This window comes from Actinacidiphila cocklensis, from assembly GCF_907177275.1.
Classification (GTDB): domain Bacteria; phylum Actinomycetota; class Actinomycetes; order Streptomycetales; family Streptomycetaceae; genus Actinacidiphila; species Actinacidiphila cocklensis.
The window spans coordinates 157,449-173,097 of sequence record NZ_CAJSLV010000035.1; the positions used below are offsets into that span (position 1 = coordinate 157,449).

At 72.5% G+C, this 15,649-nt stretch carries 12 protein-coding genes; 1 reads left to right on the forward strand and 11 read right to left on the reverse strand.

Going from position 1 to position 15,649, the window contains the following annotated elements; all coding sequences use genetic code 11:
• The first annotated feature begins 53 nt into the window (after positions 1-53).
• Positions 54-863, forward strand: a complete 810-nt coding sequence (locus NFU81_RS05675) for an NPCBM/NEW2 domain-containing protein (protein ID WP_251485608.1) — start codon at positions 54-56, stop codon at positions 861-863.
• Here the strand turns inward: NFU81_RS05675 and NFU81_RS05680 are convergent.
• From NFU81_RS05680 to mnmA, 11 genes are all read right to left on the reverse strand, one after another.
• Positions 749-3,079, reverse strand: coding sequence for an MMPL family transporter (locus tag NFU81_RS05680; RefSeq protein WP_251485609.1), 2,331 nt, complete (start codon positions 3,077-3,079; stop codon positions 749-751). The genes NFU81_RS05675 and NFU81_RS05680 overlap by 115 nt on opposite strands.
• A 151-nt stretch (positions 3,080-3,230) precedes the next feature.
• Positions 3,231-4,739, reverse strand: a complete 1,509-nt coding sequence (gene gatB / locus NFU81_RS05685; protein ID WP_274037831.1) for an Asp-tRNA(Asn)/Glu-tRNA(Gln) amidotransferase subunit GatB — start codon at positions 4,737-4,739, stop codon at positions 3,231-3,233.
• 22 nt (positions 4,740-4,761) lie between these two features.
• On the reverse strand, positions 4,762-4,986 hold the full coding sequence (locus NFU81_RS05690) for a hypothetical protein (protein WP_251485610.1): 225 nt from the start codon (positions 4,984-4,986) through the stop codon (positions 4,762-4,764).
• The gene (gatA, locus tag NFU81_RS05695; protein ID WP_251485611.1) at positions 4,983-6,476 is read right to left on the reverse strand and encodes an Asp-tRNA(Asn)/Glu-tRNA(Gln) amidotransferase subunit GatA; all 1,494 of its coding nucleotides are present in this window, start codon (positions 6,474-6,476) and stop codon (positions 4,983-4,985) included. Before gatA ends, NFU81_RS05690 begins: the two co-directional genes overlap by 4 nt.
• A 5-nt stretch (positions 6,477-6,481) precedes the next feature.
• Positions 6,482-6,778, reverse strand: coding sequence for an Asp-tRNA(Asn)/Glu-tRNA(Gln) amidotransferase subunit GatC (gatC, locus tag NFU81_RS05700; protein ID WP_251485612.1), 297 nt, complete (start codon positions 6,776-6,778; stop codon positions 6,482-6,484).
• A 439-nt stretch (positions 6,779-7,217) separates the two neighbouring features.
• A complete protein-coding gene (locus tag NFU81_RS05705; RefSeq protein ID WP_251485614.1) occupies positions 7,218-9,467 on the reverse strand; it encodes a putative bifunctional diguanylate cyclase/phosphodiesterase in 2,250 nt (749 codons plus the stop codon).
• 220 nt (positions 9,468-9,687) lie between these two features.
• A complete protein-coding gene (gene ligA, locus NFU81_RS05710) occupies positions 9,688-11,925 on the reverse strand; it encodes an NAD-dependent DNA ligase LigA (protein WP_251485616.1) in 2,238 nt (745 codons plus the stop codon).
• Between the two features lie 17 nt (positions 11,926-11,942).
• Entirely contained in the window at positions 11,943-12,896 is a 954-nt protein-coding gene (locus NFU81_RS05715) for a methionine synthase (protein ID WP_251485703.1), read from the reverse strand.
• 122 nt (positions 12,897-13,018) lie between these two features.
• The gene (locus NFU81_RS05720) at positions 13,019-13,717 is read right to left on the reverse strand and encodes an SDR family oxidoreductase (protein ID WP_251485618.1); all 699 of its coding nucleotides are present in this window, start codon (positions 13,715-13,717) and stop codon (positions 13,019-13,021) included.
• Positions 13,714-14,244, reverse strand: a complete 531-nt coding sequence (locus tag NFU81_RS05725) for an LOG family protein (protein WP_251485620.1) — start codon at positions 14,242-14,244, stop codon at positions 13,714-13,716. The genes NFU81_RS05720 and NFU81_RS05725 overlap by 4 nt, the downstream gene beginning before the upstream one ends.
• On the reverse strand, positions 14,241-15,398 hold the full coding sequence (gene mnmA, locus NFU81_RS05730; RefSeq protein ID WP_274037836.1) for a tRNA 2-thiouridine(34) synthase MnmA: 1,158 nt from the start codon (positions 15,396-15,398) through the stop codon (positions 14,241-14,243). Before mnmA ends, NFU81_RS05725 begins: the two co-directional genes overlap by 4 nt.
• Between the last annotated feature and the right edge of the window lie 251 nt (positions 15,399-15,649).

The following is a 15,649-nucleotide window of genomic DNA, read 5'->3' on the forward strand; positions in this document are numbered from 1 at the left end:
GGACGCGCGGCCGTCCTCGCTGACCGGGTGGGTGGGAGCTGCGCTCGTACGTGGTGTCGGCGACCCGTCCGCCGCGGGCCTCCGCGCCGGCGTCCGTACCGCAGATCGCTCCGCAGTCCTTACCGACGGCGGTGGACCGGCGTGTACCGCCGCCGCCGGTGCACGCGCCGCAGCCGGTCTTCCGTACGCCGGTGCCCACGGTCGGGATGCCGCCGGGCAGGAAGCGGCGGCTGGGGCGTACCGCACGGATCGTGCTGGCCGCGGTGGTGGCGGCGGTCCTGGTCGGCGCGGGCGCCGTCGCGGGGGTGGCGCTGTCGGGCGGGGGCAAGGGCGGCGGCTCGGCCGCGCAGAACCCCCCGGACCACTCCGCCTCGCAAGGCCCGACGACCGGGCCGACCGCGACGACCACCGCCCCCGACGCGGGCGGCGCCACCGGCACCGGCACGGACGCGCCGACCGACAGCGGCGCCCCGAGCGGCGAGCCGCTGACCGACCACACGCCGACCGACAACAGCCTGTTCACGCTGGAGCACGGCACCGCGGCCGTCAACGGGGTGCAGTACACGGACGTGCTGCGCACCACGAACTGCTACGGCGGCTACGTCGAGTACAACCTCGGGAAGTCCTACGCGAAGCTCGACGTGGTGATCGGCCTCGACGACAACAGCCCGAACGCCGGCCTGACCTTCAAGGTACTGGCGGACAACAAGCGGATCTTCCAGAACCTGGCCACCGTCGGGAAGCCGTTTCACCCGGTCTTCGACGTCTCCGGGGTGCTGCGGCTGCGCATCGAGTGGGATGCGGACGAATCCCAGTCCACCTGCGGCATCGGCGTGCTGGCCGACCCCACGCTGATCCCCTGATCCTCGCCGGTCGCGGCCGGCTGCGGGACGACCGGTACGACGACCGGCACCAGCGGCCCGGCAGGCGCGGGGCGGGCGGCGGTGGGCGCCTCGATGCTGATCCGCGGCAGCCGGCGGTCCAGCCAGCCCGGCAGCCACCAGTTGGCGTCGCCCAGCACGTGCATCAGCGCGGGCACCAGCAATGTACGCAGCACGAACGCGTCCAGGGCCACGGCGGAGGCCAGGCCGATGCCGAACATCGCGATCACCCGGTCGCCGCTGAGCACGAAGGCCAGGAAGACCGCGATCATGATCACCGCCGCCGAGGTGATCACCCGGCTGGTCTCGGCCAGGCCGACCCGTACCGCCCGGCAGTTGTCGCGGGTCTCGCGCCACTCCTCGTACATGCGGCTGACCAGGAAGACCTGGTAGTCCATGGACAGGCCGAAGAGCACCGAGACCATGATCACCGGCAGGAAGGGCTCGATCGGCCCGGCTCTGCCCAGGCCCAGCCATTCGCTGCCCCAGCCCCACTGGAAGATCGTGGTGACCACGCCGAAGGAGGAGCCGACCGCCGCGACGTTCATGGCCGCGGCCTTGATCGGGATGCCGATCGAGCGGAAGGCGACCAGCAGCAGGACGCAGCCGAGGCCGACGACGCTGCCGACGAAGAGCGGGAGCTTGCCGATCACGACGGCGGCGAAGTCGTCGTAGCTCGCGGTGGGGCCGCCGACGTAGACCTGGAGGCCGCCGCCCTTCTCCGCGGCGGGCAGCACCTCGTGCCGCAGCCGGTCGACCAGGTGCGAGGTGGCGCGGTCCTGCGGGGCGCTGTCCGGTACGACGGTGATCACCCCGGTGCCGCCGGACAGCTCGACCGGGCTCACCGAGGCCACGCCCGGGGTGTCCCGCAGGATGCCGGGCAGGTGGTCGAGGGCCAGCCGGGACTGGGCGCCGTCGGTGGTGGCGACCAGGGTGAGCGGGCCGTTGGTGCCGGGTCCGAAGCTGTCGGCCAGCAGGTCGTAGGCCTGCCGCGTGGTGGCCTTCGCGGGGCCGTTGCCCTGGTCGGAGGTGCCCAGGTGCAGGGTGAAGGTGGGCAGTGCCAGCACGATCATCACCACGGCGGCGAAGGCGCCCAGCACCTTGGGGTGGCGTTCGACGAAGGCGGACCAGCGGGCGGCCAGCCCGGCGGGCGGCTCGGGCCGCGGGCCGTGCTCGGCCAGCGCCCTGCGCTCGCGGCGGCTCAGCGCGCGCGGGCCGATCAGCGCGAGCAGCGCGGGCAGCAGCGTGATGGAGGCCGCCACGGTGAGCAGGACGGTCAGCGCGGAGGCGACCGCGACCCCGTTGAGGAAGCTCAGGTGCAGGATCAGCATGCCGAGCAGCGCCACGCAGACCGTGCCGCCGGCGAAGACCACCGCCCGCCCCGTGGTGGCCACCGCCTCCTGGGCGGCCTCGGCCACGCTCAGCCCGCGTTTGAGGCCTCTGCGGTGGCGGCTGACGATGAACAGGGCGTAGTCGATGCCGACGCCGAGCCCGATCAGCATGCCCAGCATGGGGGCGAAGTCGGCGACGGTCATGGCGTGGCCGAGCAGCACGATGGCCATGTACGCCGTCCCGCAGCCGACCAGTGCGGTCGCGATGGGCAGCAGCATGGCGGCGAAGGACCCGAAGGCGACCAGCAGGACGACCGCGGCCACGGCCACGCCGATGATCTCGCTGAGGTGCGCGCCCGCGCTCTCGGTGCTGCCGACGGCCTGCCCGCCGAGCTCGACCTGCAGGTCGCCGCTCTGCGCCGCCTTGGCGGTGTCCACCAGGGCCTGGGCCTGCGCGACGGGGACGCTGTCGGCGTCCTGGGCGTAGCCGACCGTGGCGTAGGCCGTGTGGCCGTCGGCGCTGATCTGCGCCGCGCCGTCCGCGGTGTACGGGCTGTCGACGGAGGCGACGCCGGGCAGGTGGCGGGCCTCGTCCAGCACCTTAGCCATGGTCTGCTCGACGCCGGCCGCGCGTACGGTGCCGTGGCCGGTGTGCCAGACGATGGTGTCGGTGTCGCCCGCCAGGTCGGGGAAGGACTCCCGCAGCAGGGCGGAGGCGTGGCCGGACTCGGTGCCGGGGGCCTCGTAGTGCCGGGAGTAGGCGGAGCCCGCTGCGCCGGCTGCCGCGGTCAGACCGACCAGGACGGCGATCCACAGAAGCACGGCGGTGATGCGGTGGTGCAGACACCACCGTGCGAGTGCGGCCATGAACCAGCTGCTCCTGTGTGCTCGACGTTCGCCCCACTGTGGCAGGAGAAAATGATCCTTTGGGACTTTCGTGCCGTTCCTCACAAGGGGTAAAAAGCAGATAAGGGCGACACCCCCAAAGGGGTGCCGCCCTTGCGACTGGCGTGTCGGATCAGCCCTGGACGCCCAGCTTCTCCAGGACCAGCTCGCGCACCCGCTTGGCGTCGGCCTGCCCGCGGGTGGCCTTCATCACCGCGCCGATCAGCGCACCGGCCGCGGCCAGGTTGCCGCCGCGGATCTTGTCGGCGATCGCCGCGTTCGACGCGATCGCGTCATCCACGGCCGCACCGAGCGCGCTGTCGTCGGAGACGACCTTCAGGCCGCGCTTGTCGACCACCTGGTCGGGATCGCCCTCGCCGGCCAGCACGCCCTCGATGACCTGGCGGGCCAGCTTGTCGTTGAGGTCGCCGGCCGCGACCAGCGCGGACACCCGGGCGACCTGCGCCGGGGTGATCGGCACCGCGGCCAGCTCGGCGCCGGTCTCGTTGGCGTGCCTGGCCAGCTCGCCCATCCACCACTTGCGGGCCGACGCGGCGTCCGCGCCCTCCGCGATGGTGGCCAGGATCAGGTCGAGCGCTCCCGCGTTGAGCACCGACTGCATCTCGTGGTCGGCGATGCCCCAGTCCTCCTGCAGCCGCTTGCGGCGCAGCCGCGGCAGCTCGGGCAGCCCTGCGCGCAGCTCCTCGACCCACTCGCGGGGCGGGGCGACCGGCACGAGGTCGGGCTCGGGGAAGTAGCGGTAGTCCTCCGCCTCCTCCTTGATACGGCCCGAGGTCGTCGAACCGTCCTCCTCGTGGAAGTGCCGGGTCTCCTGCACGATCGTGCCGCCGGAGGTGAGGACCGCGGCATGCCGCTGGATCTCGAACCTGGCCGCCCGCTCCACGCTGCGCAGCGAGTTGACGTTCTTGGTCTCGCTGCGGGTGCCGAACTTCTCCCGGCCGTGCGGGCGCAGCGACAGGTTGACGTCGCAGCGCATCTGGCCCATCTCCATCCGGGCCTCGGACACGCCCAGCGCCTTGATCAGCTCGCGCAGCTCGGCGACGTAGGCCCTGGCGACCTCCGGTGCCCGCTCGCCCGCGCCCTCGATCGGCTTGGTGACGATCTCGATCAGCGGGATGCCGGCCCGGTTGTAGTCGAGCAGTGAGTGCGAGGCGCCGTGGATACGGCCGGTCGCGCCGCCGACGTGGGTGGACTTGCCGGTGTCCTCCTCCATGTGGGCGCGCTCGATCTGCACCCGGAAGACCTCGCCGTCCTCCAGCTGGACGTCCAGGTAGCCGTTGAAGGCGATCGGCTCGTCGTACTGGGAGGTCTGGAAGTTCTTCGGCATGTCCGGGTAGAAGTAGTTCTTCCGCGCGAAGCGGCACCACTCGGCGATCTCGCAGTTCAGCGCGAGCCCGATCTTGATCGCCGACTCCACCCCGATCGCGTTGACCACCGGCAGCGAACCGGGCAGGCCCAGACACGTGGGGCAGGTCTGCGAGTTGGGCTCGGCGCCCAGCTCGGTGGAGCAGCCGCAGAACATCTTCGTCCTGGTGCCCAGTTCGACGTGGACCTCGAGGCCCATCACCGGGTCGAAGGACGCGAGCGCGTCCTCGTACGACAGCAGATCCGTGACGGTCACAGTCGTTCTTCCTCCTGCTCTGTCAGTCCGTCAGCGGGTTGTCGTCGCGTTCGCGCAGTTCACGAACCAGCAGCGCGACGCCGGTGGCCACCGCGGCCACCCGGATCAGACCGTCGACCAGCTGCAGGTTGTCGTGCTCGCCGCGCGCCGTACGGACCTTCTTGACGTTGCTGAACGCGGCGAAAAGCGTGCTGCCGATGGCCAGGTACGTACCGGCCTTGCCCTTCTTCTTGCCCTTGGTGCTCACAGCTGGGGTGCCTCCTCAAGCAGCGGGTGGCCCCACTTCTTCACGAAGGCGGCCTCGACGGCGGCGCCGACCCGGTAGAGCCGGTCGTCCTTGAGCGCGGGGGCGATGATCTGCAGTCCCACCGGTAGACCGTCCTCCGGCGCCAACCCGCAGGGCAGCGACATCGCCGCGTTGCCCGCCAGGTTGACCGGGATGGTGCACAGGTCGACGAGATACATGGCCAGCGGGTCGTCGACCCGCTCGCCGAGCGGGAAGGCCGTGGTCGGGGTGGTCGGCGAGACCAGCACGTCGACCGACTCGAAGGCCTTCTCGAAATCCCGGGTGATCAGGGTGCGGACCTTCTGGGCCGAACCGTAGTAGGCGTCGTAGTAGCCGGAGCTGAGCGCGTACGTGCCCAGGATGATCCGGCGCTTGACCTCGGCGCCGAAACCGGCCTCGCGGGTCAGCGCGGTCACGTCCTCGGCGGACCTCGTGCCGTCGTCGCCGACCCGCATGCCGTAGCGCATCGCGTCGAAGCGGGCCAGGTTGCTGGAGCACTCCGACGGCGCGATCAGGTAGTACGCGGCCAGCGCGTACACGAACGACGGGCAGGAGATCTCCACGACCTCGGCGCCCAGCTCGCGCAGCACCTCGACCGACTCGTCGAAGCGCTGCACCACGCCGGCCTGGTAGCCGTCGCCGCCCAGCTCCTTGACGACGCCGATGCGCATCCCGCGGACGTCACCGCTGCGGGCGGCCTCGACCACCGGCGGGACGGGCGCGTCGATCGACGTGGAGTCCAGGGGGTCGTGGCCGCCGATCGCCTCGTGCAGCAGCGCCGCGTCCAGCACCGTACGGGCGCACGGCCCGCCCTGGTCGAGCGAGGAGGAGAAGGCGACCATGCCGTAGCGGGACACCCCGCCGTAGGTGGGCTTCACACCGACCGTGCCGGTGACCGCGGCGGGCTGCCGGATCGAGCCGCCGGTGTCGGTGCCGAGCGCCAGCGGCGCCTGGTACGACGCGAGCGCCGCGGCGCTGCCGCCGCCCGAGCCGCCCGGAATACGCGTCAGGTCCCACGGGTTGCCCGTCGGCCCGTACGCGCTGTTCTCGGTGGACGACCCCATGGCGAACTCGTCCATGTTGGTCTTGCCCAGGATCACCACGTCGGCGGCCTTGAGGCGCTTGGTCACCGTCGAGTCGTACGGCGGCAGCCAGCCCTCCAGGATCTTCGAGCCGACGGTGGTGGGCACGCCCTCGGTGGTGAAGATGTCCTTCATCGCCAGCGGCACACCGGCCAGCGGACCCAGCGGCTCGCCCGCGGCGCGCTTGGCGTCCACCGCACGGGCCTGCGCCAGTGCGCCCTCCCGGTCGATGTGCAGGAAGGCGTGCACCTTCTCGTCCACGGCCTCGATCCTGGCCAGGTGCGCCTCGGTGACCTCGACCGCGGTCAGCTCGCCCGACGCGATCTTCTCCGCCGTCTGCGCGGCGGTCAGCCTGATGATGTCCGTCATCGCGATCAGTCCTCCCCCAGGATCTGCGGCACCTTGAAGCGCTGCTGCTCCTGCGCGGGAGCACCCGACAGCGCCTGCTGCGGGGTCAGCGAGGGGCGGACGGTGTCCGGCCGCATGACGTTGGTCAGCGGCAGCGGGTGCGAGGTCGGCGGTACGTCCTCGCCGGCCACCTCGGTGACGCGGGCGACCGCGCCGATGATGTCGTCAAGCTGTCCGGCGAAGTGGTCCAGCTCGTCCCCGGACAGTTCCAGACGTGCCAGCCGGCCGAGGTGAGCGACCTCCTCACGCGTGATGCCAGGCATGCGGTTTCGATCCTCTGCGGGGTGAGACGACGGTGTGGCCCCCAATCCTATGGGCCGCCGCCCCCATCCCGCGAAACACTTCCCCCTCCGGGGGGCTGCCCGGCTCCCCCGGCGCGGAGGACGCCCACCCGCGGGCCGCGGTGGCTGGGGGGTGCCTCTACGTCGGGCGGTGCCGCCCAGGGGCGCGGGGAACTGCGCGCGCGGCCGGCCACCGGCCGGTGGTCCGGCGCGGACGGAACAGCCCCTTTGGGTCGGTGGCGACCCGCGCGCCGGTGGGAGCTGGTGGCGCAGTTCCGCCCCCAGAGCCGCCTGGATGCGGTAGCGGTCCGTCGCCACACGACGCCCGGCGGGACGGCGCGCCCACGCGGCGCCAGCCGCAGACGCAGCCACGCGCCCCTGGAAGCTCGGCGCCGCCGAAGTGCTCGGCCCCGCCGAAGGGCTAGGCCCGTTCGACCGCAGGGACGGTAGGCGTGTCCGCAGGGACGGGCGGGAGGGCCGGGAGGGCCGGGAGGGGGCCGGCGACGGCGGCCGGCAGGGCGCCGCGTTCCCCTCGGGCGAGAAGCCACTTCGTGGCCTCGTCGGGCGGCATCGCGGCGGCGACGAGCCACCCCTGCACCGCGTCGCAGTGCAGGTCCCGCAGCCGCTCCCAGGTCTCGTCGTCCTCGACGCCCTCCGCCACGACCATCAGGCCGAGCGAGTGCGCGAGGTCGACCGTGCAGCGCACGATCTCCGCGTCCTCGGTGTCGACCACGAGCCGTGCCACGAAGGAGCGGTCGATCTTGAGCTCGCTGACGGGCAGCCGCCGCAGGTGCACCAGCGACGAATAGCCCGTGCCGAAGTCGTCGAGCGACATCTTGACGCCGTGGCCGGTCAGGCCGTTGAGCGTATCGGCGGCGCGCTGCGGGTCCTCCAGCAGGACGTGTTCCGTTATCTCCAGCTGCAGCGACCCCGGCGGCACCTTGTGCCTGGCCAGCCGGGCGGCGACGGTGCCGGCGAAACCGGGGCTGTGGACGTCGCGCGGCGAGACGTTGACGGCGACCGGCACGTCGAGGCCCATCCGGCGCCAGTCGGCGACCTGCGCCAGCGCGGTGTCCAGGACGTACTCGGTCAGCAGCGGCATCAGGCCGGACGTCTCGGCCATCGTGATGAATTCCTCGGGGTTGACCCGGCCCCGCTCCGGGTGCTCCCAGCGGACCAGCGCCTCCAGGCCGGCCACCCGGCCGTCGAAGCGCACCTTCGGCTGGTAGTGCAGCTCGACGTCGCCGGCGTCGAGCGCCCGGCGCAGGTCGCCGAGCAGGCCGAGCCGGTCGGGGGTGTTGCCGTCCCTGGCGGCCTCGTAGACCTCGACCCCGCTGCGGTCCCGCTTGGCCTGGTACATCGCCACGTCGGCCCGCCGCAGCAGCCCTTCCGCGTCCCTCGCGTGGTCGGGGAAGACCGCGACGCCCGCGCTGGCCTCCAGCACCAGCGAGAGGCCGTCGAGGCTGAGGGGCGAGGCGAGCGCGGCGACCAGTGTCCTGGCGATCCGCTGGGCGCGGGTCGGCGAGTCGCAGCCGGGCAGCAGGACGGCGAACTCGTCGCCGCCGAGCCGGGCCGCCTCGGCGCCGCGCGGCAGCGCGAGCCGCAGGCGGTCGGCGACCTGGACCAGCAGCCGGTCGCCTGCCAGGTGCCCGAGGGTGTCGTTGACGGAACGGAACTTGTCCAGGTCGATCAGGATCAGCCCGACCCGCCCGCAGCCGTCCGGCGGATGGGTGCCGCCACCGCCACTGCCGCCGCTGGCGGCCAGGAAGCCGGGCTCGGCCCGCTCGTAGTCCTCCTGGGCGTCGTCCAGGGCGGTCCAGGCCCGCTCCAGCAGCCACTGCCGGTTGGGCAGCCCGGTGAGCGGGTCGCGCAACTGCTCCTCGGCGCGGGCGTGCGCGATCCACAGCGTCGAGTCCAGCGCGATCAGGGGTACGGAGAACAGCGGCAGCAGCGCCGGCTTGTCGCAGGCGACGACCAGGATCAGCGGGGAGATGCCGAGCAGCGCGCCGCCGAACATGCCCTGCCGGATCAGCGCCGACCTGGCGACGGTGGGCAGTCCTGCGCCGCGGGGTGCGAAGGCGCACCACAGCAGGGCGCGGGTGGTGGCCAGGTAGGTCAGCGCCGCCAGGATGACGATCGGTACCGCGGTCACCGTCCAGTCCGCGGGGTGCCAGGGGTGTTCGACGCTGGGTCGGGTGCCGCACAGGGCCAGCATCAGGGCGCCGGCGCCGATGCCGAGGATGTCGATCGAGCCGTAGAGCACGGCCTGCCGCCAGCGGTGCCTGCGGGCGGCGCCGACCAGGGTGACCACGGCGAGGCTGACGAGTACCGCCGGCACCCAGCCGTGGACCATCAGCATGGCGAGGGTGAGGGCGGCGCCGGAACCGGTGCCGCCCCACCATCGGTCCCGCCCCATCGCCACCAGGTGGCCGACGATGATGCCGGTGAGGATCGCGAAGCCCCAGCCGGCGGTGCCGCAGGGGAACAGCGCGTGGCCGTGGCGCAGTACCCGGATGACGCCGGCCGCCAGGCAGACCGCGGCGGCCGGCGGTGCCGCGCGCCGCACCAGCGTGCGGGACAGCGACGGCGTGAGGGCCGGGGGCGCGACCGCGGGCGCGGGTGCGGGTGCACTCTGCGGCGGCGCCGCCCTGGCACTCTCCGTCGGTCGCATGCCTGTCCCTCTCGCAGCCCGTCTGGCAAGCAGGTCCATCGCGCCCTGCCCACGGTCGAGTTCCGCATGTGCTGCCGGAACGTTCATCCCGGCGGGCGCGCGTCTCAACACTAGGCCGCCTTGTGCCGTCCCGGGCACCGATCGACCGTGGTTGCCCGAATGCGACCAGGCACATCGACGTATTCTGATATAGGCCGATCGGGTGACATCCCCGGTCCATTCAGCCGGATTCACCGTCCGATTCCGCGTCAGGTGAGGCCTCGGCGGGGGTGTCCGTTTCCACGGGATTCACCGTGTTTCGCCGGGCTGCCTCCGGGCCGTCCGCGAGCAGCACCGCGAAGCCGTTCTCGTCCAGAACAGGCACTTTCAGCTGGACGGCTTTGTCGAACTTGGAACCGGGGTTGTCGCCGACGACGACGAAGTCCGTTTTCTTCGACACCGACCCGGTGACTTTCGCACCCTGGCTGCCCAACGCCTCTTTTGCGCCATCCCGGGTATAAGTCGACAGCGTTCCGGTCACGACCACCGTCAGCCCTTCGAGTGGCCTCGGCCCTTCGTCCGAGCCCTCCTCGGTGAAGACCACCCCGGCGTCCCGCCACTTGCGGAGGATCTCCAGGTGCCAGTCCTCGGCGAACCACTGCTTGACGGAGGCGGCGATGGTGGCGCCCACCCCGTCGACGGCGGCCAGCTCCTCCTCGGCCGCGTCCCCGATCCGGTCCAGGTCGCGGAACTCGCGGGCCAGCGCGGCGGCCGCGACCGGGCCGACATGGCGGATGGACAGGCCCGTGATGATCCTGGCCAGCTGGCGCTCCCGGGCGGCCGCGATGTTCTCCAGCATCGCCAGCGCGTTCTTCTTCGGCTCGCCCTTCTGGTTGGCGAAGAAGGTGACGATCTTCGGCTCGCCGGTCTCCGGGTCGCGCTTGGGCAGGCCGGTGTCCTGGTCCAGGACGTACGACCGGATCGGCAGCAGCTCCTCGATCGTGAGGCCGAACAGGTCGCCCTCGTCCTTCAGCGGCGGCTCGTGCGGCTGAAGGGGCTGGGTCAGCGCGGTGGCGGCGACGTAGCCGAGCCCCTCGATGTCGAGGCTGCGGCGGCCCGCGAGGTAGAAGACCCGCTCCCGCAACTGGGCGGGGCAGTAGCGGGCGTTGGGACACCGCAGGTCGATGTCCCCCTCCTTCATGGGCTGCAGGGCGGTGCCGCAGTCCGGGCACTCGGCGGGCATCACGAACTCCCGCTCGGTGCCGTCCCGCAGGTCCACCACCGGCCCGAGGATCTCCGGGATGACGTCGCCGGCCTTGCGCAGCACCACCGTGTCGCCGATCAGGACGCCCTTCTTCTTCACGACCTCCTGGTTGTGCAGGGTCGCGAACTCCACCTCGGACCCGGCCACCGTCACCGGCTCGACCACGGCGTACGGCGTGACGCGCCCGGTGCGGCCGACGCCGACCCTGATCTCCACCAGCCGGGTGTTGACCTCCTCGGGGGCGTACTTCCAGGCGATCGCCCAGCGCGGGGCGCGGGAGGTCGAGCCGAGCCGGCCCTGCAGCGGGATCTCGTCGACCTTGACGACCACGCCGTCGATCTCGTGCTCGACGTCGTGCCGGTGCTCGCCGTAGTAGGCGATGAACTCCCGCACCTCGGCGAGCGAGTCGACCACCTTGTTGTAGCGGGCGGTGGGCAGGCCCCATTCGTGCAGCAGCCCGTAGGCGTGCGACTGGCAGTCGATGTCGAAGCCCTCGCGGGCGCCGATGCCGTGCACCACCATCCGCAGCGGGCGCGACGCGGTGATCCGCGGGTCCTTCTGGCGCAGTGAACCGGCCGCCGCGTTGCGCGGGTTGGCGAACGGCTTGTCGCCCTGCTCGACCAGCCTCGCGTTGAGCTCCTCGAACTTCTCGCCGGGGAAGTAGACCTCGCCGCGGATCTCCACCAGCTCGGGCACCCGGTCGCCGGCCAGCCGGTCCGGGATGTCGGCGATGGTGCGCACGTTGGGGGTGATGTCCTCGCCGGTCCGCCCGTCACCGCGGGTCGCCGCCCGGGTCAGCCGGCCGCGCTCGTACGTCAGGTTGACCGCCAGGCCGTCCACCTTCAGCTCGCACAGGAAGTGGTACGGGCTGCGCTCGTTGTCCGGCGCACCCAGCTCGGCGGCGACCCGGTCGGCCCAGGTCCCCAACTCCTCGTCGGAGAAGGCGTTGTCCAGCGACAGCAGCCGCTCGCGGTGCTGGACGGACACGAACTCCGTCTCGTACGCGCCCGCTACCTTCTGGGTGGGCGAGTCCGGGGTGCGCAGGCCCGGGTGCCGCTCCTCGAGGGCCTCCAGGCTGCGCAGCAGCTTGTCGAACTCGGCGTCGCTGACGACCGGCGCGTCCTTGACGTAGTAACGGAAGCGGTGCTCCTCGACCTGCTCGGCAACGCGAGCGTGCTCCTCGCGGGCTTCCGCGGGAATCTCCGTGTCCTCCACGACCCCGTCCTTCCTCACTACTCAGGGTTGTCGACGAGCGAGCGCGCCGCCTTCGCGCAGTGCACGAGAGCGGCACGGGCATAGGCCGGCGAGGCCCCCGCCAGACCGCAGGAAGGGGTCACGGCGACGGAGGACCCCAATGCCCCCGGTGCCAGTCCCAACCTGCGCCACAGCGCCCGAACACCACTCACGCTACCGGCAGGGTCTGACAATGGGGCGTCCTCGCCGGGCACGACACCGGCGAAGAGTGCGGTGCCCGCTTCCGCGGCCTCGCCGAACTCGTCCCAGTCACGCTCGGTGAGCAGGTCGAAGTCGAAGGAGATGCCGGCCGCGCCGGCCCTGCGCAGCAGCGCGAAGGGGACGTCGGGAGCGCAGGAGTGGACGGTGACGGGCACGCCCGCCGCCGCGATCAGCTCGCGCAGCGCCGACTCGACGACCGTCCGGTCGACCGCGCGGTAGGTGCGGTAGCCGCTGGCGGTGCCGATCTGCCCGCGCAGCACCGCCGTCAGCGACGGCTCGTCCAGCTGCAGCACGACGTCGGCGCCCGGGACCCGGCGGCGGACGTCGGCGAGATGGGCGGTGAGGCCCTCGCTCAGCGAGCCCGCCAGGTCCCGGTAGGCGCCCGGGTCGCGCAGCGCGGCCTCACCGTGCCGGGTCTCCACCGACGCGGCCAGCGTCCACGGGCCGACCGCCTGGACCTTGAGCAGGCCCTGGTAGCCCTGGGTGAACTCCTCCAGGGCGTCCAGGTCCTCGCCCAGCCACGACCACGCCCGCTTGGTGTCCCGTCCCGGCCGGTCGCCGAACCGCCAGCCGCTGGGTTCGACCCGGGCGTACATCTCGGCCAGCAGCCCCAGGCTGCGGCCGATCATGTCCGCGCCGGGGCCGCGGGCGGGCAGTTCAGGGAGGAAGGCCATGCCCTGGGTCGCCTCGGTGGCGACCCGGGCCGCCTCGCGGGCGTCGCCGCCCGGCATGGACCCCACACCGGTGGCTGTGGCCTCGGGGAGTTGTACGTCGTTGCTCACGCCGGAAGGGTAAGCCCTCCGGGCTGCGGCGATCCGTCCCCACCGGACCGCACGGCCACCGAGGACAGTGCCTAGGCGCCCGGGCGGAGGGTGAGGTCGGTGAGTTCGGCGTCGCGGGGGAGGTCGAGGGCCGTCAGGAGGCTGGTGGCCACGGACTCGGGGGCGATCCAGCGGGCCGGGTCGTAGGGCTTGCCCTCCTGCTGGTGGACCTTCTGCTGCATCGGGGTCGCGGTCCTGCTCGGGTAGACCGAGGTGACCCGGACACCGGACGCGTGCTCCTCCGCGCGCAGGGCGTCGGCCAGCGCGCGCAGCCCGAACTTGCTCGCGCCGTACGCGCTCCACTCACCGCTGACGCTCAGCCCCGACGTGGAGTTGACGAAGACGACGTGGCCGCGGGACAGCCGCAGTTGCGGCAGCAGCAGCCGGGTCAGCTCGGCCGGACCCATCAGGTTGACGGCCAGCGTCTGCTGCCAGACCTTCGGGGTGAGGTCCCCGACCAGGCCCAGCTCGACGGTGCCCGCGATGTGCAGCAGCGAGTCCAGCCGGTCGGGCGGCGACTGGTGGCCCAGCGCCCAGGACAGCCGGGCGGGCTCGGCCAGGTCGCCGACCAGGGTGCGGGAACCGGGGTGGCGGTCGGCCAGCTCCTTCGCCCGCCCCGCGTCCCTGGCCAGCAGCCACACCTCGTCGCCGCGCTCCAGCAGCCGCTGAGCGACGGCGCTGCCGATGCCGGAGCCGGCACCGGTGACCAGGTGGATGCGCGGGCCGCTCACAGCTGCTTCCGGAGGTACGCGAGGGCGTCGGCGCCGTCCGCCGCGAAGTACACCAGCTCGGACAGCGGGAGCGGCAGGAAGCCCTCGGCGTCCATCCTGCGCAGCTGCAGCTCCAGACCGTCGTAGAAACCGGCGCTGTTCAGCAGCACCACCGGCTTGCCGTGCAGCCCGTGCTTCTTCAGCTCCAGGATCTCGGTCGCCTCGTCCAGGGTGCCGGTGCCGCCGACCATCACGACGACGGCGTCGGAGCGCCGCAGCAGCTCGGCCTTGCGCTCCGCGAGGTCGGCGGCGACGACCATCTCGTCGGCGTTGGTGCGCGCCTTGTCGTGGAGGAAGACCACCGAGACGCCGACCAGCCGGCCGCCGGCCTCCTGGACGGCGTCCGCGACGACCTTCATCAGGCCCGACTCGGAGCCGCCCCACACCAGGGTGTGGCCGCCGTCGCCGAGCAGCTTGCCGAACTCGCGGGCCGGCTCCGTGTACTGCTTGCCGAGGTCGGCGGCGGACAGGAAGACGCCGATGTTCATACGGTCACCGAGGGCTTCTCCTGGTTGCGGGTGGTGGCACGGTCCGTGGTGGCGATGGTCGCGGAGCCGACGACGCGCGTGCCGTCGTAGAGCACCACGGCCTGTCCCGGTGCGATACCGCGCACCGGGTCGGCGAAGCGCACGCGCAGCTCGCCGCCGACGACCTCCGCGGTCACCGGTACGTCCTCGCCGTGGGCGCGCAACTGCGCCGTGTACGCGGCGGCGCCGCTCGGCGGGGTGCCGCACCAGCGGGGGCGGATCGCGGTGAGCGCGGTCACGTCGAGGGCTTCCACGGGGCCGACGGTGACGGTGTTGTCGACCGGCGAGATGTCCAGCACATAGCGCGGCTTGCCGTCGTCCGCGGGGATGCCTAGCCGCAGGCCCTTGCGCTGGCCGATGGTGAAGCCGAACGCCCCTTCGTGGGTGCCGACCTGGGCACCGGTCTCGTCGACGATGGCGCCCTCGGCGCTGCCGAGGCTCTTGGCCAGGAAGCCCTGCGTGTCGCCGTCGGCGATGAAGCAGATGTCGTGGCTGTCGGGCTTCTTCGCCACCGCGAGGCCGCGGCGGGCGGCCTCGGCGCGGATCTCGTCCTTGGTGGTGAGGGTGTCGCCGAGCGGGAACATCGCGTGCGCCAACTGCCGCTCGTCCAGCACGCCGAGCACGTAGGACTGGTCCTTGGCCGCGTCGCTCGCCCGGTGCAGCTCACGGGAGCCGTCCTCGCGGGTGACCACCGTCGCGTAGTGCCCGGTGCAGACCGCGTCGAAGCCCAGCGCAAGCGCCTTGTCGAGCAGCGCGGCGAACTTGATCTTCTCGTTGCACCGCAGGCAGGGGTTGGGGGTGCGGCCCGCCGCGTACTCGGCGACGAAGTCCGCGACCACGTCCTCGCGGAAGCGCTCGGCGAGATCCCACACGTAGAAGGGGATGCCGATGACGTCGGCCGCGCGGCGGGCGTCCCGGGAGTCCTCCACCGTGCAGCAGCCGCGGGCACCGGTCCTGAAACTCTGCGGATTCGCCGACAGCGCCAGGTGGACGCCGGTCACGTCGTGCCCTGCCTCCGCGGCGCGGGCTGCGGCGACCGCGGAGTCGACGCCGCCGCTCATGGCGGCGAGCACGCGCAGCCGCCGGCGCTCGGGGGGATGGGGGAAGTCGTTCACCCGTCCAGGGTAACGGCCCGTCCGCGGCGGGCCGCCGGGTTATCCACAGGGGGCGGGCAGCGGTGCGCCCGGCAGCCCTCCGGCGGCAGGAAGCCGAGGCTGCGGGCGTCGACCTGGCTCGGTGCCACCGGCGAGCCGTCCACCGGGGGAAGCGTGGTCCGGCGATCGAGCGCGGCGCCGCACGGGCGGGGAATCCACTCCATCAGTGGGGCGCGCGATTTCGGTACGCCCGACCGGAAGAGATAAGCGGG